The sequence below is a fragment of the Cognataquiflexum nitidum genome (assembly GCF_022538055.1).
GTDB classification, from domain to species: Bacteria; Bacteroidota; Bacteroidia; order Cytophagales; family Cyclobacteriaceae; genus Cognataquiflexum; species Cognataquiflexum nitidum.
In genome coordinates this window covers 1-21,350 of sequence record NZ_JAKZAM010000034.1, presented here as the reverse complement: position 1 = coordinate 21,350, position 21,350 = coordinate 1, and the positions used below count along the sequence as shown (strand labels likewise).

Annotated in this window: 22 protein-coding genes; 11 read left to right on the top strand and 11 right to left on the bottom strand. The window is 40.6% G+C overall.

Annotated features, from left to right (window positions below; all coding sequences use genetic code 11):
* Positions 1-24 precede the first annotated feature (24 nt).
* Entirely contained in the window at positions 25-759 is a 735-nt protein-coding gene (gene rluF / locus MMU07_RS18580; protein WP_241128107.1) for a 23S rRNA pseudouridine(2604) synthase RluF, read from the top strand.
* 61 nt (positions 760-820) lie between these two features.
* On the opposite strand, the gene MMU07_RS18575 is transcribed toward rluF, so the two are convergent.
* From MMU07_RS18575 to MMU07_RS18550, 6 genes are all read right to left on the bottom strand, one after another.
* Complete coding sequence (locus MMU07_RS18575; RefSeq protein WP_241128106.1) at positions 821-1,588, bottom strand: XRE family transcriptional regulator; 768 nt, start codon at positions 1,586-1,588, stop codon at positions 821-823.
* Between the two features lie 10 nt (positions 1,589-1,598).
* Positions 1,599-1,856, bottom strand: coding sequence for a hypothetical protein (locus tag MMU07_RS18570; RefSeq protein WP_113924905.1), 258 nt, complete (start codon positions 1,854-1,856; stop codon positions 1,599-1,601).
* A gap of 325 nt (positions 1,857-2,181) precedes the next feature.
* Complete coding sequence (locus MMU07_RS18565; protein WP_241128105.1) at positions 2,182-4,437, bottom strand: Tex family protein; 2,256 nt, start codon at positions 4,435-4,437, stop codon at positions 2,182-2,184.
* 184 nt (positions 4,438-4,621) lie between these two features.
* The gene (locus MMU07_RS18560; RefSeq protein ID WP_241128104.1) at positions 4,622-5,239 is read right to left on the bottom strand and encodes an outer membrane beta-barrel protein; all 618 of its coding nucleotides are present in this window, start codon (positions 5,237-5,239) and stop codon (positions 4,622-4,624) included.
* Positions 5,240-5,378: 139 nt separating this feature from the next.
* On the bottom strand, positions 5,379-5,702 hold the full coding sequence (locus MMU07_RS18555; RefSeq protein ID WP_241128103.1) for a hypothetical protein: 324 nt from the start codon (positions 5,700-5,702) through the stop codon (positions 5,379-5,381).
* A 6-nt stretch (positions 5,703-5,708) separates the two neighbouring features.
* Positions 5,709-5,849 (bottom strand): hypothetical protein, encoded by a 141-nt coding sequence (locus MMU07_RS18550; RefSeq protein WP_241128102.1) that lies wholly within the window; start codon positions 5,847-5,849, stop codon positions 5,709-5,711.
* A 608-nt stretch (positions 5,850-6,457) separates the two neighbouring features.
* Between MMU07_RS18550 and MMU07_RS18545 the strand changes: the two genes are divergently transcribed.
* Positions 6,458-7,048, top strand: a complete 591-nt coding sequence (locus MMU07_RS18545; RefSeq protein ID WP_241128101.1) for a TlpA family protein disulfide reductase — start codon at positions 6,458-6,460, stop codon at positions 7,046-7,048.
* Positions 7,049-7,204: 156 nt separating this feature from the next.
* Here the strand turns inward: MMU07_RS18545 and MMU07_RS18540 are convergent, their stop codons facing one another.
* Positions 7,205-7,822 (bottom strand): outer membrane beta-barrel protein, encoded by a 618-nt coding sequence (locus MMU07_RS18540; protein WP_241128100.1) that lies wholly within the window; start codon positions 7,820-7,822, stop codon positions 7,205-7,207.
* A 216-nt stretch (positions 7,823-8,038) separates the two neighbouring features.
* Between MMU07_RS18540 and MMU07_RS18535 the strand changes: the two genes are divergently transcribed.
* The 5 genes from MMU07_RS18535 (at position 8,039) to MMU07_RS18515 (ending at position 13,453) form a co-directional block, all read left to right on the top strand.
* The gene (locus tag MMU07_RS18535) at positions 8,039-8,617 is read left to right on the top strand and encodes a TlpA family protein disulfide reductase (protein WP_241128099.1); all 579 of its coding nucleotides are present in this window, start codon (positions 8,039-8,041) and stop codon (positions 8,615-8,617) included.
* A gap of 101 nt (positions 8,618-8,718) precedes the next feature.
* Positions 8,719-9,369 (top strand): hypothetical protein, encoded by a 651-nt coding sequence (locus tag MMU07_RS18530; RefSeq protein ID WP_241128098.1) that lies wholly within the window; start codon positions 8,719-8,721, stop codon positions 9,367-9,369.
* A 314-nt stretch (positions 9,370-9,683) separates the two neighbouring features.
* Positions 9,684-11,030 (top strand): flavin monoamine oxidase family protein, encoded by a 1,347-nt coding sequence (locus tag MMU07_RS18525; RefSeq protein WP_241128097.1) that lies wholly within the window; start codon positions 9,684-9,686, stop codon positions 11,028-11,030.
* A complete protein-coding gene (locus MMU07_RS18520; protein ID WP_241128096.1) occupies positions 11,027-12,157 on the top strand; it encodes a nitrilase-related carbon-nitrogen hydrolase in 1,131 nt (376 codons plus the stop codon). Before MMU07_RS18525 ends, MMU07_RS18520 begins: the two co-directional genes overlap by 4 nt.
* A gap of 30 nt (positions 12,158-12,187) precedes the next feature.
* Positions 12,188-13,453, top strand: coding sequence for a carcinine hydrolase/isopenicillin-N N-acyltransferase family protein (locus MMU07_RS18515; RefSeq protein ID WP_241128095.1), 1,266 nt, complete (start codon positions 12,188-12,190; stop codon positions 13,451-13,453).
* A gap of 102 nt (positions 13,454-13,555) precedes the next feature.
* Here MMU07_RS18515 and MMU07_RS18510 read toward each other — a convergent pair whose 3' ends face one another.
* From MMU07_RS18510 to MMU07_RS18495, 4 genes are read right to left on the bottom strand one after another with little or no spacing between them, the layout of a single operon-like run.
* Positions 13,556-14,539, bottom strand: coding sequence for an MlaD family protein (locus MMU07_RS18510; RefSeq protein WP_241128094.1), 984 nt, complete (start codon positions 14,537-14,539; stop codon positions 13,556-13,558).
* Positions 14,539-15,297, bottom strand: coding sequence for an ABC transporter ATP-binding protein (locus tag MMU07_RS18505; RefSeq protein WP_241128093.1), 759 nt, complete (start codon positions 15,295-15,297; stop codon positions 14,539-14,541). The genes MMU07_RS18510 and MMU07_RS18505 overlap by 1 nt, the downstream gene beginning before the upstream one ends.
* The gene (locus tag MMU07_RS18500) at positions 15,290-16,087 is read right to left on the bottom strand and encodes an MlaE family ABC transporter permease (RefSeq protein ID WP_241128092.1); all 798 of its coding nucleotides are present in this window, start codon (positions 16,085-16,087) and stop codon (positions 15,290-15,292) included. Before MMU07_RS18500 ends, MMU07_RS18505 begins: the two co-directional genes overlap by 8 nt.
* Before the next feature lie 53 nt (positions 16,088-16,140).
* Positions 16,141-16,509, bottom strand: a complete 369-nt coding sequence (locus MMU07_RS18495) for a response regulator (protein ID WP_241128091.1) — start codon at positions 16,507-16,509, stop codon at positions 16,141-16,143.
* A gap of 423 nt (positions 16,510-16,932) precedes the next feature.
* Between MMU07_RS18495 and MMU07_RS18490 the strand changes: the two genes are divergently transcribed.
* From MMU07_RS18490 to MMU07_RS18475, 4 genes are all read left to right on the top strand, one after another.
* Positions 16,933-18,309 (top strand): TIGR00341 family protein, encoded by a 1,377-nt coding sequence (locus MMU07_RS18490; protein WP_241128090.1) that lies wholly within the window; start codon positions 16,933-16,935, stop codon positions 18,307-18,309.
* Between the two features lie 12 nt (positions 18,310-18,321).
* Positions 18,322-18,783: a YciI family protein gene (locus tag MMU07_RS18485; RefSeq protein ID WP_241128089.1), complete on the top strand. Its 462-nt coding sequence runs from the start codon at positions 18,322-18,324 to the stop codon at positions 18,781-18,783.
* A 151-nt stretch (positions 18,784-18,934) separates the two neighbouring features.
* Complete coding sequence (locus tag MMU07_RS18480; RefSeq protein ID WP_241128088.1) at positions 18,935-20,278, top strand: sugar porter family MFS transporter; 1,344 nt, start codon at positions 18,935-18,937, stop codon at positions 20,276-20,278.
* Positions 20,271-21,155 (top strand): carbohydrate kinase family protein, encoded by an 885-nt coding sequence (locus tag MMU07_RS18475; protein ID WP_241128087.1) that lies wholly within the window; start codon positions 20,271-20,273, stop codon positions 21,153-21,155. The genes MMU07_RS18480 and MMU07_RS18475 overlap by 8 nt, the downstream gene beginning before the upstream one ends.
* The last annotated feature ends 195 nt before the right edge of the window (positions 21,156-21,350 follow it).

Here is a 21,350-nt window from a genome sequence, read left to right as displayed (position 1 = left end):
TGCAATCTCAAATCATAGCTGAAAATGACCGATTCCAACGGCACACGCATCAATAAATACCTCAGTGAAGTGGGGTTTTGCTCCCGAAGGGAAGCAGACAAACTCATCGATGCGGGAAGGGTGACCATCAACGGCAAAGTTCCTGAAATGGGAACCAAGATTAACGCCGGAGATGAAATCCGAGTTGATGGAAAGTTGATTTCGGAACCTAAGGAAGAACATGTTTATATTGCATTCAACAAACCTGTCGGAATCGTCTGTACCACAGATATCAAAGCCGAGAAAAACAACATTATCGATTATATCAACCATCCGAAGCGGATTTTTCCGATAGGCAGGTTGGATAAGGAAAGTGAAGGGCTCATCTTGCTGACAAGCGATGGAGATATTGTGAATAAAATCCTCCGCGCCAAAAACAACCATGAGAAGGAATATGTCGTGACGGTGGACAAACCCATCACCAAAACTTTTATCCATAAAATGGGAAATGGAATTCCAATTTTGGACACCATTACCAACAAATGTGAGGTACGACAGGTGAGTGCTTACAAATTCAACATTGTCTTGACCCAAGGTCTCAACAGGCAGATTAGGAGAATGTGCGATTACCTTGGCTACAAAGTAACCAAACTCAAGCGCATACGCATCATGAATATCATTCTTGACCAACAGATGGGAAAATGGCGCGATCTGAGCAAAAAAGAAATGGCTGAGGTCAACAGATTGATTGCTGATTCTTCAAAAACCTATGAAGACTAGTATTTGGTCATGGTACAAGGAGTATTGGCAGGATTCACATTGATTGACTTAAAAAGAACCCTTATCGAAGGCGGATGATCTCTGACTTCAACTCAATGATCATTTGAGAAATATCATCCAAGCTTACAGGCTTGGCTTTGTCTTTTGGATTAGGGAAGTCCGTACTGATAAATGCCTTCGCTTCCCATATCTCGACGACATCTTCTGCTTTGACTTCGTAAGGTTTGTAATGTTCATTGTCAGAAACTAAAAATAATTTACCGTTTTCGTCGAGGTAATTGAACACCCTTTTGTAAACTACCCCCTCAGAAGAGGTGACAAGAACATATGTTTTGCCGCTTTTGATATCTCTCAATTGCTCAATATAAGAACCGATAATCACCGTTCCGGCGACCAAGGGAAGCATGCTGTCTCCGCTGAGTTCAAACGCCCGATAGGTAGCACTTCTCGAGAGGGTTGGAATATGAAACTGCGGCAAGGATTCCATGTACTCAGGATCCGCAAAACCATTCAGATAACCTGCTGATGCTTTTTGTCCCACCATCGTGATGTTCTCACGGTCGCTCTCGTCTGCGGCAATTGTCAGGATTTTGATTTCTTTGTTTTTCGATGCTTTTCTTCCAAACTGTTGGATATCGTGGTGGAGCAATTCATCAATACTCACCGCAAACAGTTCCGAAATGATATCCAAGGCAGAAAGCTTTGGTTCGGATCTTCCGTCTTCATAAGCTGAAATCATGGTGCGCTGCACACCAAGCTTTTCGGCGAGGTCAGTTTGGGTCAATCCCTTTTCTGTCCTGAGAAATCTAAGATTCTTGGCGAGTATCATATGAGTTCTTTTAAGCTGAATACAAATAAAAATTGTTATCCTCTTTTTGTTGGTGCATTACCGAGAATGGATTCAAACCCGAGGTTGCCATCCTTCTTCTCTCCAACCGCTCTTGGATTTCGGCGATGATCTCCCCTACCGGCTTGGGTTCGTTGACCAAAAGGTAACCATATTGGGGCTTCCTTTCATCTTCGATAAAAAACTTCACCTGACAATTTCCCGAAGGAAGTTCTTTTTGAGTTACACTGATTTTGTCGATAGCTTCCATGTCCATAGCGTTTTAACAGGAGCTAATATAAAAATGTTATTTTAAATAACATATATATGTTTATAAAAATAACCTTTATTCGACATATACTGTCGGAGTAATTGGAAGATTGAAAAATCTGGGATTGGAAAATTGAAGGAATTTGATTCAAATCCAAAATCATGGATTCAATATTGGCATTAAAATCAATTCCCAATGAACTCAGTGAAAAAAGTCCTAATCCACAAAAGTAGCTACTTTCATGGATTACGGACTTTTTAAAATAAAAAAAGCCTCTGCTTCCAGAGGCCATTTTTCAATTTTTCAATCTTTCAATTTTCCAATCCTACCGAAACCTCCCCTTCAGCATCGCCAACTTCGCAGCCAAGTCACCTTCTACTTCCGCTTCTTTCTTTTTCTTTTCTTCAGGTTTTTCTTTTGGGCTGAAGCTTCCTTTGGCAGCAAATGGATCCGATTTCATACTCAATGCTATCCGCTTCCTCGCAATATCCACTTCCATGACAGTGACCTGTACTTTTTGGTTGACGGAGACGACAGCAGCAGGATCATTCACAAACTTATCGGCCAAATGACTCAAATGTACCAAACCATCCTGATGAACCCCGATATCTACAAAAGCGCCAAACTTGGTGATATTGGTAATGATCCCCGGAAGTTTCATTCCCACTTTCAGGTCTTTCATTTCATTGACTCCATCTTGGAAATTGAATACCTCAAAACTTTCCCTTGGATCCCGTCCAGGTTTGGAGAGTTCTGACATAATATCCTGTAATGTCGGCAAACCAACTGTCTCAGAAACGTAATTCTTCAAAATGATTTTTGACCTGAGTTCTTCTGAAGTCATCAAGTCTGCTACTTTGGCACCGATGTCTTTTGCCATTTTTTCCACCAAGTCATACCGCTCAGGGTGGACGGCGGAAGCATCCAATGGATTTTTGGCATTTCGGATTCTCAAGAATCCTGCAGCCTGTTCAAATGCTTTTTCGCCCAACCTAGGAACTTTGCGGATTTCACTTCTGCTTTTGAAGGGCCCATTTTCCTCTCGGAAGCTCACGATGTTCTGTGCCAAAACCGGCCCTAGACCAGAGACATAAGTCAGCAATTGTTTGGAAGCAGTATTGACCTCCACCCCTACACCATTCACACAACTCATTACAGTATCATCCAATGAATTCTTCAACGCTCCCTGATCTACATCATGTTGGTATTGGCCGACACCGATTGACTTTGGATCGATTTTCACCAGTTCTGCCAAAGGATCCATCAGCCTGCGTCCGATAGAGACTGCTCCACGGATAGTAAGGTCATGGTCCGGAAATTCTTCCCTTGCCACATCGGAAGCGGAATAAATGGAAGCGCCGCTTTCATTGACCATGGTGACGATGACATTTTTTGGCAAACCCAACGATTTGACAAATGCTTCCGTCTCGCGGCTTGCCGTACCATTGCCGATAGCGATGGCTTCTACCCGATGCTTTTCTACCAAATGTCTGATGGTCGCCCCGGCCTCGGCAGTTCGCTTTTGGGGCTCATTGGGGTAAATCGCATCATAACTCAGCAACTGTCCCTGCGGTCCCAAGCAGACGGTTTTACAGCCTGTCCTGAATCCGGGATCAAGGGCCAAGACTGATTTTTCTCCCAAAGGTGCTGCCAATAGCAATTGCCTCAAGTTGTCCGCAAAAACCTTGATCGCCTCCTCATCGGCTTTCTTTTTGGTAAAAAGCCTTACTTCCGTCTCCATTGATGGTTTCAACAATCTCTTGTAGCAATCCTTAATCGCCAATTTCACCTGCTCCACTGAAGAATTTGCGGCATTTTGAAGGATCTCCTTTTCCATCAAGCCAACTGCTGAAATTTCATCAGGACAGGTATCCAACATCAGGAAAAGCTCTTTTTCTCCCCTTCTCATTGCCAAAACCCTATGGGAAGGTGCAGATTTGACAGGCTCTGACCATTCGAAATAATCTTTGTACTTGATCGCTTCCTCCTCCTTGCCGGGAATCACTTTGGATACGAATTGACCCTCTTTGATAAATAGGTTACGCATCTTCTTTCTCAGCTCCACATTTTCATTAACCCATTCGGCAATGATATCCCTGGCTCCCTGAAGTGCTTCTTCGATAGAATTGACCTCCTTTTCTGTATCTATAAAAGATGAAGCTTCGGACTCAAGGTCTATAGAAAGTTGCTCAAAAATCCTGGATGCCAATGGCTCCAAGCCTTTTTCCTTGGCGATTGTGGCTTTCGTTCTTCTTTTTGGTTTGAAAGGCAGATACAAATCCTCCAACAAAGACATGGTTTCTGCAGCAAGGATTTTTTTCTCAAGCTCGGGTGTAAGTTTTCCCTGCTCCTGTATGGATTTCAGGATTGCTTCTTTCCTTTTTTCAAGTTCTCGCAGTTGTTGGATTCTGTCTCGGATATTTGCTACCTGGACTTCATCAAGACTTCCTGTGACTTCTTTTCTATAGCGGGAAATAAAAGGAACAGTCGCACCTTCGTCCAATAATTCTACCGTGTCCGTAACTTGTTTGACTTTGATGCCGAGTTCCTCGGCAATTTTGATAAAATGATTTGATGACATTTAACTTAGGAATGAAATGATAAGCCTGCAAAGTAGCAAGCTTTAAAAAATACTCCTATCCATATCAAATAAATTAAATCCTTGTTCTTTCTAAGTTTTTGATTCTTTGGGGGAATGATTTTGATTGGGCAATAAAAAAACCCGCTTGATGTCAAGCAGGTTTTTTTACTAGATTATTAGCAGCTTATTGCTGCAAACGGAAAATAATACCGCCGGTAAAGCCGAACTGTACGATCGGAGAGAATGTGGATACACCCACGGATGTTCCCCCTCCCGGACTCCACCACAAACTCCCACCTGCTGCCAACACTGGCATCATCAGGTTTGCCTGCATCCTGATTCCAATTCTGTCAGTTGCAAAATATTTCATACCACCTTGAATGCCCCAAGAAAACTTGGTCACATTATTATATTCCCGGTCGGGAAATGCCAATGTACCCGTCCCCATTTTAAAACCAGCAAAAAAGGTCATCGCATCTGAAGCCGGAAATAACCTGTTGGCCCCAATCATCGCGTAATGCACATTAGTCCTGACATCCACCCTGTTGTTAAGCAATGAGGAAGATGCTGTAGCTCTTGTAGCCATATAATTATAAGAAAGCTCAATTTCCATAAAATCGTTAAGGGCAAATCCAAGATTTCCACCCCAATTTTGACCATCTCCCAATCTGGCAGTACCTGATGTGATACGATATGAGGCAGGAAATGTATAACCTGTAATAGGAGTAATCTCTAGGCCTTGTGCCTGGATTTCAAAAACTGAAACCACTGAAATAAGAATTATAACCAATAGTTTTTTCATAGCCGAAGTCAAATTTTTATGCTTGAGAAGCAAATATTAGAATTTTTTTTGAAACCAAAACACATAAAATCCCAGATTTAGTTATACTGTCAATCCTTTGCAATTAAAGGTTAAAAGGAATTACTTAATTTGTCCAAAATCAGTTTGGCTTACTTATCTTCTGTCTTTCGAAATAGAAAAGTCTTGTCAACAAAAATCTGATTACTGTCTTTGCCCTTAAATTGAACTGACCCCGGTCCATTCCGATATTTACCAAAATCATTGCCTCATCCGGTCCTCTTTCCTTTTTGCCATACCCGCATTCTACCCAGGGTTTCAAAGCAAAACCTTTATCTTCAGGAAAATCAGGATCTCCCACCACAAAATAGGTCAAAGCACCATTCTTGGTCTTTCTGAAAGTTTGCTCGTCTTGTGTCAAAGTGGGCTTGAAAAACATCCTTCCAGTGTCATAGGCATCTGTCAATACCTGCTAGGCAAAGGCCCTATAATCTCCTTCTGGGGCATGTAATCTACTGATTTCTATTAAGGCATCGCACCAAGCTAGTTGGGCGGCATTGATTTCAGCTATGGTCAGAGTGGGTTCAGCCACTTCGTTGACATTTACTTCCACTTTTGTCTCCCCCTGTGGTACTCATGAAGAAAATGCAGTCATTGCTCCCAATGCTGCGGCAATCATTAATTGGTTTATCATTTTTTGGAATAGTTGAAATTTTTAAAATAAAGATTGGGGTAATTAATGGATACCCTTCAAGATTGCCTTAGAAAAGTGCTGAATAATCCATGAATTCCAAAAAACTTAAATCAGGCATCATCTTACAATCTGTTTTTTTATTTGATTTGCAGAATTAGATGCAGGTCAGTTTATTTTTTACAATAAAAACTGATTGTCAAAAGTAAGGATAATGGCTATGATTTAAATCTTTTCAACTATTAGGGTTCTAATTTAATTTCGGTTTGGGGAATTAAACTTTGACATCGAAAAAAATTTTCACTTTGTACTTTTTATCACTCCAACTGAAGCAGCGGATTTTTAGGTTTGCCTTTCTTATATTTACAGTCTGACTATCCGCATTCTTGCTCCTATTTCTTATAGACAAAACGGCCTCGACTTCGCTCGGCCACCGAATCCGGTGCTATTGTTAGGAGGTGGAGGGAAATGCGGATATTTATAATTTACAATGTCTTTTCTTAAAAATCAGTCAAATAAAAAGTAAAATCATGCTTAGAAATAAAATTTTGTTTTCCTTGCTTGGAGTTCTGTTTTTAGGAGTTGCATTCTTTTATTTTACTGAAAAAGGAAAATCCATCAAAAGGCGCGTCAGATTGGAGCTTGTCGGCATGAACCTGATTGGTCCAAAAAATGAACCCCAAACAGATAAAGAAATCGAATTTGATTATGCGGGTACTTTTGTGGATATGGAAGGAAACAGGGTCAGCCTTGACCAATTCAAAGGAAAAACACTTTTTATCAATATTTGGGCTTCTTGGTGTGGCCCATGCAGAATCGAAATGCCTTACATCCACAGCTTATATGACAAAGTAAAAGACAATCCGGGCATCGAATTTTTGATGGTTGCTACCGATCAGGATTTTGGCAAAAGCAAAACCTTTATTAAGGATAAGGGATATACCTTTCCTGTTTTCCATGCCGATGAGGGTTTGAATTCCTCACTCTACACCAAAGCTATCCCGACAACAGTGGTGGTAAGTCCTGAGGGAAAAGTCATCTATTACCTCAATGGAACAAATAATTTTGATACTGACCACTTCAGAAATTTCTTGATATCAAGCTCCCAAACGTCCCGTTAAGAACTCTTCAATATTCCTGTCAATCGATAAAAAAGCAGGACAACAGGTATAAATACTTGCTATAAAACAGAATCAATCCAATCAGTTAAATAAATTTTTAAATCCCAAGAAGGAAAGCAAGGAGGCTTCTCCCTGGAAAAAAGGGTATTGCCGGGATTATTGTTGCAACCGAATAATCAATCCGGCATTCATGCTGACCGGAACGATCGGAGACCATCCGCTTATATTGGTTCCTGTATTTGGATTCCACCATATACTTCCCCCTTCGCTTACAATAGGAAGCAAAAGGGTGCCCTGAAGTCTAAACCCAATCCGTTCAGAAACATAGTAGCGCATTCCTCCCTGAAACCCAAGGGAAAATCTTGTCCGGTCCACATTGGGGCTGTCCTCGAAAAGCAAGGATGCTGCTCCGATTTTCAGACCGCCAAATAATATCACTTTTTCTGATGCAGGAAAAAGCATATTTACCCCTCCCATCAAAAAATGAAGGTTGGCTTTGGTGACCTCTTCTTCCACCAAATACACAGAATTCGCTCGGGCATCTGTCCCAAAATAATTATAGGAGATTTCAAATTCTAAAAATTCATTGGGAGTGTATCCCATCGAAATCCCCCAATTTGCACCTCCTTCCAATTTTCCGGTACCTCCTGTGATGTCAAATTGAGAGGAGAAAGTGTAGCCGGTGGTGGGTGTAATTTCAAAAGTCTGCGCAGTGACAAATCTTCCGGAAAGCAAAGCTAAAATTATCAGGCAAATTGAAAATCCATTTTTCATAATCCTTAGAATTTATATACCCCAATGAACAGCTATCGATGCTTCCAACATTATAAATTTAACTTTTTGTCGAATTTTTTAATGCTTAAGGCACTTCTTTTTTACTTTTAAATCCAAGCATACAAATTCCTAAAAGAGAAACCAGTATGAATTATCACAGAGTAAGCTGGTTGATCTTTGTAATTTTGCGTGGTGATGGAGAAAAATAATACAAAAATGATTGATTGGAAAAAGGAGTTGAAAAGTTGGGGATTGATTCTATCAGTTTTCGCATTTCTATATTTTACAGGGTTGATTACCCCGATTATGGGAGGACTGCAGTCGCTGCTTTTAGCCACTGGTATCAAAAAACCAAAAATCACTTTGGTCAATAAAGAAACCCAGACTTTTGACTACGCCGGAAGGTTTATCGATATGGAAGGGAATCCTGTCAACTTGGAAGATTACCGGGGCAAGACTGTCTTTATCAACCTTTGGGCTACTTGGTGTCCTCCATGCCGGGCCGAAATGCCACATATTGAAGATATGTATGCCAAAGTCAAAGACACCGAAAACCTAGAGTTTCTGATGATTGCTCTTGATAAGGAAATGGAAAAAAGCAAGTCATTCATTGATGATAAAGGTTTTACTTTCCCGGTCGTCCATGCGAGCTATGGGCTCAACAATTCCCTTCAGAGCGAATCTATCCCGACCACTTTGGTCGTGAACCCAAAAGGAGAAATCATTTTTTATCAGGAAGGGATGAGCAACTTCAACACAGAAGAATTTAGGAATTTCTTAACAGGAAAAAATTAATCCTTTGGTGTGCAAACACTTAAAAAGTTAAAACCTGAAGTAAAAAACTAAATAAACAATTTATTCGTAGACGGGGTATTGTTCACTTAAAATAATCCTCTATGAAGAAATTGTCAATTTTGTTCCTTTTCGTAATCGCGGTTATCGCTCAAGTCTCCGCGCAGGAATCAACAGAAAAATCTGTTTTTGATTATTCAGAAACCAAACATGAGTTTTCCTTAGACCTTGCTCCGATCATTCTTGGGCAATATCCGAGTAACCTACTCTATAGAAATCATTATGTCAGTAAAAATGGCAAAAATGTGGCCTTGAGACTTGGTGCTAATCTCAATGCCAATTTCAGTTCCAACCAAAATGATGATGGAAACCAAAATGACTTGAACAGAAACAATCAGGGGATCAATGTCTACGTTGGAAAAGAATGGCAAAAAACATTTCATCCAAGAATAATAGGCTATTATGGAGTGGATTTTGGGGCTGGATTTGGACGGAATGAAATCAGGAATACATACCAAAGCACCAATACGATCAATAGCACTTCCTTCAATTTAAACTCAATAGGGTTTCTTGGATTGAGGTACCATTTTTCAAAACATTTCTCCGTTTCAGCTGAGACTTCAGCTGCTTTGAATTTCCATACAGGAACAAACAGAATCGAAAGGCCTGACGTTCCTACCATCAATGAAAACTTCAATAGTGTTGGCTTGTCTATGTCCCCATTAAGAGCCATCCGCTTTTCCTTCCACTTCTGATAACTTTCCAGAATCACATCACATTTTTTCATAACAAAGACTTTTTGTGGATCAGGGTTTGATCAGGATGTTGAATCCAAATCCGAATTCACATGAAGTCTTTGCCTTTTCTGATTTTTTTCAATTTTGGTTTTCGGATACTATATCCCAACCATACCTTAAGCGAAAAAAATTACTTTTTGAGATAGAAAAAATACCGACCAAAAGGAGAAAGGTTTGAATTTGAATATTGATAAATTGCTATCTTGAAGGTCTGACAAGTCATTTATTTTCGACTGAAAAAATGACTTATTCACTTTGCCCAAAATATCCCTATGCTTGACACCATCATCATTGGCGGAGGGTTCTCCGGGATTGCCGCCGCACGCATCCTCCACAAAAGGAACAAATCCTTTATCGTACTTGAGGCAAGGGAACGTCTGGGAGGAAGGGTTTACACCAAAAGATTTGAAAATGGGCAATACCTGGATTTTGGCGGACAATGGATTGGCCCTACCCAAGACAGGATGTATGCACTCTGCAAAGAATACGGAGTGGACTATTATGAGACTTACAACGATGGCTACAATATCCTTGACTTTGATCAAAAAGTAAAAAAGTACAGAGGTTTGATCCCAAAAATCGACATCTTCTCATTGCTCAACCTCGATTGGTTATTGCATAAAATGGAAAGGATGGCCAAAGGAATCTCTGCTTCCAAACCTTGGTCGCATCCCAAAGCGGAAGCTTACGACAAGATCCTACTTTCAGATTTTATAAAAAACAACAGCCTCACCAAGGCAAGCCATAAAATTATCACCTACGGTCTAGAGACTGTTTTTGCCTGCGAGCTCAACACCATTTCTTTACTTCATGCATTGTTTTATATCAAGTCAGGCCATAATTTAAATAGTCTTATCAGTATCAAAGATGGTGCTCAGCAGCATAGGATCGTTGGAGGCATGCAGACGCTTGTCGACAAAATAGCAACTGAATTCTTAAACAAAGTCCACTTTAATCATTCTGTCCAGTCCATTATTCAAGATCAAAAAGGTGTGAAGGTTTCGGGCGATGGTTTTGAATTTGAAGCAAAAAATGTAATCATTGCCATTCCGCCACCACTTGCTGCTGAGATCAAGTTTTCACCTGAGTTAAGTGCTCAAAAGTCTCAGATAATCAACTTGATAAGTATGGGTAAGGTAGGTAAATGTTTCATGGTCTATGAGAAGCCTGTTTGGCGGGATAAAAATTTCAGTGGACAGGCTTTAGCTGATAAGCATTCCCCATTTCAGACTTTTTTTGATTCCTCTCCCAAAAACGGCGAATACGGAGTAATCCTTGGTTTCACGATTGCGGACAGAGCAGAGAATTTTTTCAAAAAATCACTTGAACAACGAAAACAGACCATGCTGAAGAAGTTGGTGGACTATTTTGGGGACGAAGCCAAAAACCCAACAGCTTACCATGATTTTACAATGACCGATGAAACCTGGAGCCGTGGCTGTTATGCGGGACTTTATCCCGTCGGCGTTTGGACCGAATTCCAAGATGCCTATTCCAAACCTGAAGGCAGGCTATTTTGGGCAGGGACGGAGTCTTCAGATGTCTGGTTTGGCTATATTGAAGGTGCCGTCAGAGCAGGAGAAAAAGCCGCACATATGACAATCGGAAATCCATCATGAAAAAAATATTGCTCGTAATATCGGTATTAGTCCTGATTTGGACCATTTGGGCAAACACAGGTTCCCATCCTGAGTTACCTGCCATTACACCTGAAATCAGCGTTACTGAAAACATTTACCCCATATCTTCTGACAGTATTCGGGGAAATGTGGTTGGAATCCAACCCTACATGCTGGAAACAGATTACCTGACGCAGCAACAGTTTCTCGCCAAACTGGAATCCTATTTCCATACTGCCAAGGAAAGCGGGTTTTTCAAAGAAAATACAATCGTTTTGCTGCCGGAATATCTAGGAACTTGGCTCGTAATCCTAGATGAAAAGAAATCCGTGGCCAATTCGGGAAACCTCACCTTAGCCATGGCACAACTGATTTTGAGCCATCCATTAGATTTTATCAGCTATTATTCAAGATCAGACAAAGAATCCGACAAACTTGCTGCCACCCTTTTCAGAATGAAATCAGAAAAAATGGCCAAAATTTATGCAGCGGTTTTCAGCCATCTTTCTTCTCAATATCAGGTATACATTGCAGCAGGATCTATTTTCCTTCCGGGTCCGGAAATCAAAGACGGTACCTTGACCGTTGACGCAGCGCAAGAAATCTACAACACCTCTTTTTTGTTTGACCCAAATGGCAATATCCACCCCCAAAGTATCCGAAAGGCATTTACTATAGATTCAGAAAAGCCTTTTGTAACCCAAAGTCCAAGTCAAATGATTCCGAAATTTGAATTGCCTTTTGGCAAAGTTGGGATTTTAGTCTGTGCCGACTCATGGTATCCGGAATCCTATCAGGCGATAGAGGGTGTGGACCTAGTTTTGGTCAACTCCTATTGTGCGGTGGACGGGGCAATGGATGTCCCATGGGCAGGCTATAATGGGGCTCCCATGCCTAGTGATGTCGATCCGAATGACATCGGGAAACTGACAGAAAAGGAAGCTTGGATGAAATATGCACTTCCGGGTAGAATCGGGAGCTCGGGTGCCAAAATAGGCGCAAATGTATTTTTACGAGGTCAATTGTGGGATTTGGGTACTGATGGCCAACCGTTTTTCATCAGAGATGGAAAATTATTGGAAACCAAAAAGGCTGAAAAAGGAGGAATCTGGAACATGGACTTTTGACTTTAGCATATCTTTAACCAATCACTGACTATGTGCGATACCCTGGTTGCCCTTCCCCACTTTACCAAAAACAAAAACCTGATCTTTGCAAAAAATTCAGACCGCGAACCGGATGAAGCGCAGGCATTACAACATTTTCCAAGGATTTCCCAAAGGGAAAACATAAAAGGGTCCGAACAGAATCAAACGTTAAAGTGCACATATATTGAGATTCCACAAGTCAAGGAAATCTATGAAGTGCTGCTTTCCAAGCCATTTCAAATGTGGGGAGCAGAAATGGGTATAAATGAATTTGGGGTTGTGATCGGTAATGAAGCCGTATTTACCAACGTCAAAATCCAAAAACAAAACACCGGGTTGACCGGAATGGACATGCTGAGGTTGGCATTGGAACGGAGCGAAACTGCAGAGGAGGCGCTAAACTGTATCACTAACCTTTTGTCCCTCTATGGTCAAAATGCATGTGGCGGTTACAAAAACAAGGATTTTTTCTACCACAACAGCTACATCATCGCTGATCCAAAAAAGGCCTACATCTTAGAGACAGCAGGTAAATCCTGGGCAAGCCGGAAAGTGGAAAGTTTTGCAAGCATTTCCAATGGTCTTGGTATCGGAACGGATTTTGAAAATATACATTTGGCAGAGGAAAAACGGACTTTCCCATTTTCTCTGAAACCAAAAAGCACTCCTTTCTCCTTTAGAGATTATTTCTCTGATTTCCTTTATACCAAAGTGGGGAGATCAAAAACCCGCCAAGCCTGCAGCAGCAACCTCCTTTCTGTTAGCAAAGGGGATTTTACAGCGGAGAAAGCCATGCAAATCCTCCGAACACACAACCTCCCTGAGCATCAATTCAGTCCCAGAAAATGCAATACTTCTTCTCTTTGTATGCATGCCACAGGACTGACCAATCCAAGTAGTACGACAGGCAGTATGGTGTCAGAAATCCGTACAGGCCTACCTTCTACAGTTTGGATGACAGGTACCTCCATGCCCTGTTTGTCGGTTTACATTCCTTTTTTTATTGGGACCAAAACATTGGAAAATTTCCTCCAACCTGGAGCAAATCCCGACAATTCGTTGTGGTGGAAAGCTGAAAAAGTCCATGGTTGGATTTGTGAGGATTATCAAAACAGAAAAACCGACTTCATCAAGGAAGCAAAAATATTAGAGGACGGCTTTTTGAAAGAGGAAAAAAACCTCCTCCTATCCGACGCCAAAGCCTCTCAACTTGAGGCATTCAGTGCAAATTGTCTTCATGCCGTGATGGACATGTATTCCAATTTTAAATTCTGAATTCCACCCATATTGACAAAATCCCACATCGCCTAGATACAGAGCCAAAAAAGCCCTTTCGAAATTGAATCAAAAGGGCTATTTCAATATTTGGTTCTTTCTTTAATTGTTTCCTGCAGCTTTAGCATCTGCCTTGGCTTTCTTCTTAAAGCCTCTTCTGAAAGGCCAAGTATATTCCAAAGCTTCTAAGCCTCTGTTCAGATTCAAAGTTGAACTGTCAACATTCACCATGGTGCTTTTTAGATTTTGGGCAAACTCGGGGTCGTTCAATAACATCCCTACAGCATTGTTCTGATCATCAAGTTTTTCAGAAACCCTGTTCAGGTTATCTGTCAGGACTTTTGTGTTTTGGGCTGTAGCCTGCAACTCACCGACTGTCGCTTTGAGGTTTGCAAAAGTCTCCTTATCGTTGGTAATATCATACAGCAAAGTTCCTTTTTGGTTGAGATTTGAAGAAAACTGACCAAGATCGCCCATCATTTTGTTGCTTTTGGCAGTAGCTGCTTCTAAGTTTGAAAGAGTATTTTTAAAGTTCTCCGCGATCAAACTGTCCGTCATAACAGCTCCTACAATGCCTTTTCCCTCGGCGATTTTGGTGGTGAGCACTTTAAGGTTTTCGGTGATGGTAACGAGGTTTTTGTTGTTTTCCTGAAGTGTTTCCATCATTTTATCCGTATCAAGAGGCATTTCGGCCGTAAGCCTATCCCCATCCTCCACAGCTGGCGCATTAGTAGTTCCGCCATAGATAACAATGATTTTGTTTCCGATGAGACCATCAGAACCAATCGTGGCTTTGGAGTCTTTGCGGATATAGTCTTTGACCTTTTCCTCTACACTCATGACGATTTCAACCTGGGATTCCCCATAGAAATTTATTTTTCGTACAGTTCCGATTTTGACACCGGAAAACCAGACATTGTTACCTGTTTGTAATCCTCCGATATCGTCAAAAACAGCATTGAGTTTTATGCTTTTTACAAATTTCTTTTGCTGTCCCCCCATGGTAAGGACCGCCGCTATAAAGATGATAATCCCGATCAGTACAAAAACACCAACGATCACGGATTTTTTATTGTCATTTCTCATTATCTGATAAAATTATAGTCGTAAAATGATTTTACTTGTTTGTCAGTAGCTTCCTCAAAAACTTTCTCAAAAGTTCCGACAGCTTTAAATTGCCCCTTTATCAAGACGGCCATTCTGTCCCCTGTCTGTTTGGCGCAGGTAAGGTCATGTGTAATGACAATCGAGGAGGTTTTATACCTTTCCCTTACTTCATTGATAAGGTTATTGATTTCTATACAGGTCACCGGGTCCAAGCCTGCTGTAGGCTCATCATAAAGCATGATTTCCGGATTGAGTATAAGTGTTCTTGCGATGCCGATTCTTTTCTTTTGTCCTCCTGAAAGCTCTGAAGGCATCTGATTGATGGTATTGGGCAAGGCCACGGCTTCAAGCAATTCCTCTACTTTAAAATCAATTTCTTTCCTAGTCAAGTTTTTGACATTTCTGACCAAAGGGAACTCCAGATTCTCCCTTACCGTCATACTATCATACAAAGCGGATGCCTGAAATGAAAACCCTATCCTCAGGCGAAGCTTATTCAATTCCTTCAGATTAAGCTTTAGGGTGTCTATACCAAAAATTTTGACCGAGCCTTCGTCCTGCTTGAGTAAACCTACCATTATCTTGATGAGAACAGACTTGCCGCTCCCTGATTTACCTAGCACGACGAGATTTTCACCTTTGTAAAGGTCCAAATCCACATTTCTGAGAACATGGTTTTCCCCAAAAGATTTGATCAAGCCCCTGATCTCTACGACTTTTTCCTGTTCGTTAAGCATATCGGATGGCATTTACAATTTGCATGATCAAAAGCTCCTCCACAAAGATCAGGAACATAGACATTACCACTGCTGCATTGGCGGCTTGCCCAACTCCCTCTGTGCCTCTGGAGGAATTATAGCCCTTATAGCAACCTACTATGCCAATGGTAAAACCAAAAACCAGAGATTTAATTACCGATGAGAATATATCGAGAAAGGAAACTGCCTCAAACACCTGAACAAAGAAGGTTGACAAACTCACCAATTCGTTCGCATTGACACTTGCATACGAACCCATCAATGCGACAAAGTCTGTATACATCACCAAAACCGGGATCATAAATGTAGCTGCCAAAGTTCTGGTGATTACTAGATATTTAAATGGATTGATCGCAGAAACTTCCATAGCATCTATCTGCTCGGTCACATTCATAGATCCGATTTCAGCCCCGATGCTTGAACCCACTTTTCCGGAGGCTATCAATGCTGTGACCAATGGACCCAAAGCCCTCACAACAGCAATAGAAATCAAAGAGGGCAACCAAGAAGTCGCACCAAATTCTGCCAAAGAGGGGCGCGATTGGTTGGTAAACACTATGCCGATAATAAAGCCGGTAAGTGATATCAAGGGAAGAGACCTATATCCTATTTCGTAACATTGTCTCAAAACTTCCTTAAACTCATAAGGCGGAAACCATACTTCTTTAAAAAACCTCTTGACGAATGCAAAGGCCTTTGCCATGCCGGTAAAAAACTCATCCAGATTTTTGGATAAAACAGGTTTATCTACCTTTTTGATTTTTGACATAAATAGCTAAAATTCATTTCACTAATCTAAACAAATCCGATTGGATCTAAAGATTATGTTCCCAATATTTCGGTTAATACTTCGTTGCTCAAGGGTTTAACCAAAAAACCTGAAACTTGTGGATATCCCTGGCTTTTTTCTACATCCATCGGATCCATAGAAGAGGTGAGCATTTTGACTTTGACCATTTTATTCATTCTATTCAACTCATCAAGAAAATCCCATCCCTGCATCTCAGGCATATTGACATCCAATATCAGAAGGTCAGTATCATTTTCCTTAAGCCATCCAAGTGCCTCATATGGATTTTCAAAAAACAGAAGGTCTATTTCAGGATTGATTCTAAGAATATTTTTGCGGTTGATCATGTGTTGGATTTTATCATCATCCACAAAAATCAATTTGCTGATTGGCTTCATCATTTGGTAAAAAGATTAAACTTAACAAGCTGTAACCATTACAAACCCATTGACCCAACCATCTAAATCTTATAAATTTTGATAGGGTTGATAAAGGATTAGGGTTACCCACAAATATAACAACTTAATCTACTCGTCAGGGAAAGTTTTTGATAAATTGAATATTTAGCCAAGACTAATTTTTTTAGCTTTGCCAAATTTAGATAAATCTAAAGTTGATTTATTTACCTTAAAATGAGGTATTTAAGATCACTCATATAATCTTATGATTTTGATTAATTACGCTATCCCCCACTACATTATTTTAGATCATTTCAATTGCTTTTTTTTAGCAACAAATATTGAATTATAATTTTTTTGCAAAGAATTAAATCAATTTTTCCTAAGTTTATTTCTTAGATTGCTAGATAAATCAACTCTCTTTATATGGAAGAAACTCCTAAACCTTCCCGAAACAGGAATAGGTTTTTTTCGCTTTTAATTTTTTTCAAAGACCGGTTTGACCTTCATGAAGGTAAGGAAGATGAGCTCGAAACCATCGACTATATCGGCAAGAATGTAGAGTTCAAGGGTGCCAATCTCTGGATTCTGATCTTTGCAATATTGGTGGCATCGATAGGACTAAATGTAAACTCTACAGCTGTCATCATCGGTGCTATGTTGATATCTCCTCTAATGGGACCCATCATGGGCATTGGCCTTGCTGCCGGAATCAATGATTTTGACCTGCTCAAAAAATCAATGAAAAATCTTGGAATTGCTGTAGCCATCAGTATCATTACTTCCACTGTTTACTTTTCATTTACTCCTCTCAATGATGCCCAATCTGAACTACTCGCAAGGACAGAACCTTCTATATGGGATGTTTTGATTGCTTTGTTTGGAGGCTTAGCGGGTATAGTGGCCGGTTCTAGAAAAGAGAAAAGCAATGCCATTCCCGGAGTAGCCATAGCGACAGCGTTGATGCCCCCACTCTGTACAGCCGGGTATGGTTTAGCTACCGGCAACATCTATTACTTCCTTGGTGCATTTTACCTCTTTTTTATCAATTCGGTTTTTATCAGCCTTTCCACTTATCTGATCGTAAGGTTTATGAAATTTCCAAAAAAGGAATTTATTGATTCAAAGAGAGAGAAGACCGTACGTACCTACATTTCAATTTTTACCTTACTGACCATTATTCCAAGTGTTTATCTAGCATACAATATTGTAAAGAGAACATTTTGGCAAAAATCGGCAACAGAATTTGTCAACACAGAATTTGACTTTACTGGAACACAAGTGATTTCAAGAAATTATAAATACAATCCTGACAGCAGTTTGATTGAGATTTCATTGATCGGAGACAGAATTGGAGAAAACGAAATTGCTCAAATCGAAAAAAAACTTGTTGCTTTCAAATTGGACAAAACTTATCTGAAAGTGAGACAAAGTGGGGATCAAGGAATGGACATCAATATTCTCCGTTCTGATATCCTCAAAGACCTCTATGAAAGAAACGAAGCTCTGATAAAAGATAAAGATTTGAGAATCGCGCTATTGGAAAGAGAATTGAATGAATATAGCTTTAGCAGCAGGCAGGTAACCGACATCGCCAAAGAGGCAAAAATACATTATGCAAACCTGGATCATTTTACACTTAACAGGTCTATCATAGCCAATCTTAGAGAAAACAGGCAGGATACCTTGCTTTTGGCAATAGCCAAATTCAATAAATCCCCCTCAAATCAAGAAAAAGACAGATTTCGGAGTTGGCTAAAATTAAGAACCAAAGCAGATACCATTTCCCTTATCTTTCAATAAAGATTTTCAGCCATGAAAAAATCTATCCTCTATCTTCTCATTCTCTCCATTTCTGTTATTCATTCAGAATTGAAAGCCCAAAACGGAAATTATGATGCAGAACTTGCCGAAAAACTAAAAGCAGATGACCTTGGCATGAAAAAATACGTCATGGCTTTCCTTTATTCAGGTGACAGCGTCGCTGAATACACCACAGAAGAAAGGGCTGAAATCCAAAAAGGCCACATGGCAAACATTACCAAACTGTCAGAAATGGGTAAACTGATACTAGCTGGTCCATTTTTCGGGAAGGAGTCATTAAGGGGAATTTTTATTTTTGACGTGGAGACCAAGGAAGAAGCAGCTCAACTTACCAACACCGACCCCGCGATTATGGCAGGGGTTCTCAGGATGGAGCTCAAAGAATGGTATGGATCAGCGGCTATGATGATGATTCCCGAAATCCATACTAAACTCCAAAAACCAAAAAATTGAATTTAGCCAAAACTAGATCTTTTAAGGGATAGGGAAATTTTTTGAGAGAAAACTCTTCTGAATGATACCTGAATCACTATCAAAACATATCCAAAATTTTAAAATTCCGATCTTCTGTTTAGTTTTAGACGCCTAACTCTAAAACCTATTTATGCAAAGCAAAAACTACGTTTTGTTCTTATCCATCACCGCAGCATTGGGTGGATTCTTATTTGGATTTGATACCGCTGTGATTTCAGGTGCAGAACGGGATATCCAAAAACTTTGGGACCTGGATGATTGGAGTCATGGCATGGCCGTAGCTGTGGCATTGTATGGGACAGTATTTGGTGCATTGTTTGGGGGGATACCTGCTGATAAATTTGGCAGGAAAAATTCACTTATTTGGATTGGTGTTTTCTATTTAGTCTCGGCTGTGGGTTCGGCATTGGCAAACGACGTCAACACATTTATGTTTTATAGGTTTCTTGGAGGATTGGGTGTTGGAGCCTCATCGGTGGTCGCGCCCATGTATATTTCAGAAATAGCCCCTGCCAAGAGAAGAGGACAATTGGTTGCTTTGTACCAATTCAACATTGTCTTCGGAATCCTTATGGCTTATTTTTCAAATTACCTGATCGGGACTGCCAATCTCAACGAAGCATGGAGATGGATGCTAGGTGTGGAAGCAATACCAGCTTTGATTTACAGTGTTTTGATCCTCAAAGTCCCCAAAAGCCCGCGTTGGCTGATCGCCAAAAAGCATGATTATGACCAGGCAAGGGAAATACTCACCAAAACAGACCCTGAGGGTGTAGATGAGGCCATGAAGCTCGCCATTGCTGAGAGTAAAGAAATCAAAGGGAAAATCTCAGTCTCTGCCCTTTTCAATCCGAAGTTTAGGAAAATCTCCTTCTTTGCCTTCTTAATGGCATTTTTCAATCAGATGTCGGGGATCAATGCCATCATCTATTTTGCGCCAAGGGTTTTTGAATCCGCCGGGATATCAACAGAAGATGCGCTGTTTTCGACTATTGGGATCGGTGTGATCAACCTAGTGGCTACCATGCTTGGCCTTTATCTTATTGACAGAATCGGGAGAAAAATGCTCATGTATATCGGCTCAGTGGGCTATATCATCTCACTTTCCCTGATGGCTTACAGCTATTTTGGAGGTTTTGTACCCCCACAGCTTCTTCCTTATTTCGTATTCGGTTTTATTGCATCACATGCTATCGGGCAAGGCTCGGTGATATGGGTATTTATTGCAGAAATCTTCCCCAATGAGCTCCGTGCTTTTGGTCAGTCATTGGGTTCATTTACCCATTGGATATTGGCGGCTGTCGTAGCCAATATTTTCCCCTACTTTGCAAATACCTACGGGGCAGGAAATATCTTTGCCTTCTTTGCCCTGATGATGGTATTACAATTACTCTGGGTAATCTTCAGAATGCCCGAAACCAAAGGAAAATCCTTGGAAGAAATTCAAAAAGAACTACAAAAAAGCCATGCCTAAGAAAGTCATATGTTATGGAGAGATGCTTTGGGATTGCTTTCCTGAGCACGAAATCCCCGGAGGAGCACCCATGAATGTCGCCCTGCATCTCAATCAACTTGGACTTGATGTACAGATGATTTCCCGATTGGGAATAGATGATTATGGAACAAGGTATCTTGATTTTGTCAAATCCTATCATTTTCCAATTGATTTGGTGCAAAAAGACCCCGTTCACCATACCGGAACTGTGACCGTCCATAATGAGGATCCTGAAAACATCAAATATACTATCGTTTCGCCTGCTGCTTGGGATTTTATAAGTTTGTCTGAGGCAAACAAAAACGCCGTAAAAGATGCCGATGCTTTTATCTTTGGGAGTTTGGCTGTCCGCAACACCGTGAGTTGGGAGACTTTGTACCAACTCCTTCATTTGCCAACTTTGAAAATTTTTGATATCAACCTCCGTGCTCCGTTTTTTGATTTTGAAAAGATCGAGCTCATGCTCGGATTTACAGACATCCTAAAGATCAATGAAGACGAATTGGAGATTGTTTCTGATTATTTTAGCGTGCCTTCAGATGTAGAGAGTTGCTGTAAACTCCTTACAACCCACTTCCCTATCAAAATGGTATGTGTGACCTTAGGATCCAAGGGAGCTATGGTTTACCAAAACGGGGAAGTTTTCAGACATCCCGGCTACAAGGTCAAAGTAGAAGATACTGTTGGTTCGGGAGATGCTTTTCTTGCGGGATTTGTCAAAACCTACCTGCAGGGAAAATCACCCAACGACATTCTCGATTTTGCCTGTGCCATGGGCGCTTTTGTAGCTACCAAAAAAGGAGGAACACCAAGGTATGAGGAGAGTGAGGTTTGGAGGGTGGTTGGAGTTCAGTGATATAGTGTTCAGTGGGCAGTAATCAGTGAGCAGAACACAGTTGGCAATTTTAAATGAATAGTGTATTTTATTTACAGGTTTCATATTCAAAGAGAAATTAACCGATATTAAAATTTTTGTAACTACTCAGGTTGTAATTTAGCTATATGAGTGAGGTTTTGGAGGACATTTTCTGACTTTTTGATCAAGGTGTCG

Excerpts from the sequence above, each read along its gene's own strand:
- rluF (WP_241128107.1), top strand. The coding sequence starts at position 25 with ATGACCGATTCCAACGGCACACGCATCAATAAATACCTCAGTGAAGTG.
- MMU07_RS18575 (WP_241128106.1), bottom strand. The coding sequence starts at position 1,588 with ATGATACTCGCCAAGAATCTTAGATTTCTCAGGACAGAAAAGGGATTG.
- MMU07_RS18570 (WP_113924905.1), bottom strand. The coding sequence starts at position 1,856 with ATGGAAGCTATCGACAAAATCAGTGTAACTCAAAAAGAACTTCCTTCG.
- MMU07_RS18565 (WP_241128105.1), bottom strand. The coding sequence starts at position 4,437 with ATGTCATCAAATCATTTTATCAAAATTGCCGAGGAACTCGGCATCAAA.
- MMU07_RS18560 (WP_241128104.1), bottom strand. The coding sequence starts at position 5,239 with ATGAAAAAACTATTGGTTATAATTCTTATTTCAGTGGTTTCAGTTTTT.
- MMU07_RS18545 (WP_241128101.1), top strand. The coding sequence starts at position 6,458 with ATGCTTAGAAATAAAATTTTGTTTTCCTTGCTTGGAGTTCTGTTTTTA.
- MMU07_RS18540 (WP_241128100.1), bottom strand. The coding sequence starts at position 7,822 with ATGAAAAATGGATTTTCAATTTGCCTGATAATTTTAGCTTTGCTTTCC.
- MMU07_RS18535 (WP_241128099.1), top strand. The coding sequence starts at position 8,039 with ATGATTGATTGGAAAAAGGAGTTGAAAAGTTGGGGATTGATTCTATCA.
- MMU07_RS18530 (WP_241128098.1), top strand. The coding sequence starts at position 8,719 with ATGAAGAAATTGTCAATTTTGTTCCTTTTCGTAATCGCGGTTATCGCT.
- MMU07_RS18525 (WP_241128097.1), top strand. The coding sequence starts at position 9,684 with ATGCTTGACACCATCATCATTGGCGGAGGGTTCTCCGGGATTGCCGCC.
- MMU07_RS18520 (WP_241128096.1), top strand. The coding sequence starts at position 11,027 with ATGAAAAAAATATTGCTCGTAATATCGGTATTAGTCCTGATTTGGACC.
- MMU07_RS18515 (WP_241128095.1), top strand. The coding sequence starts at position 12,188 with ATGTGCGATACCCTGGTTGCCCTTCCCCACTTTACCAAAAACAAAAAC.
- MMU07_RS18510 (WP_241128094.1), bottom strand. The coding sequence starts at position 14,539 with ATGAGAAATGACAATAAAAAATCCGTGATCGTTGGTGTTTTTGTACTG.
- MMU07_RS18505 (WP_241128093.1), bottom strand. The coding sequence starts at position 15,297 with ATGCTTAACGAACAGGAAAAAGTCGTAGAGATCAGGGGCTTGATCAAA.
- MMU07_RS18500 (WP_241128092.1), bottom strand. The coding sequence starts at position 16,087 with ATGTCAAAAATCAAAAAGGTAGATAAACCTGTTTTATCCAAAAATCTG.
- MMU07_RS18495 (WP_241128091.1), bottom strand. The coding sequence starts at position 16,509 with ATGATGAAGCCAATCAGCAAATTGATTTTTGTGGATGATGATAAAATC.
- MMU07_RS18490 (WP_241128090.1), top strand. The coding sequence starts at position 16,933 with ATGGAAGAAACTCCTAAACCTTCCCGAAACAGGAATAGGTTTTTTTCG.
- MMU07_RS18485 (WP_241128089.1), top strand. The coding sequence starts at position 18,322 with ATGAAAAAATCTATCCTCTATCTTCTCATTCTCTCCATTTCTGTTATT.
- MMU07_RS18480 (WP_241128088.1), top strand. The coding sequence starts at position 18,935 with ATGCAAAGCAAAAACTACGTTTTGTTCTTATCCATCACCGCAGCATTG.
- MMU07_RS18475 (WP_241128087.1), top strand. The coding sequence starts at position 20,271 with ATGCCTAAGAAAGTCATATGTTATGGAGAGATGCTTTGGGATTGCTTT.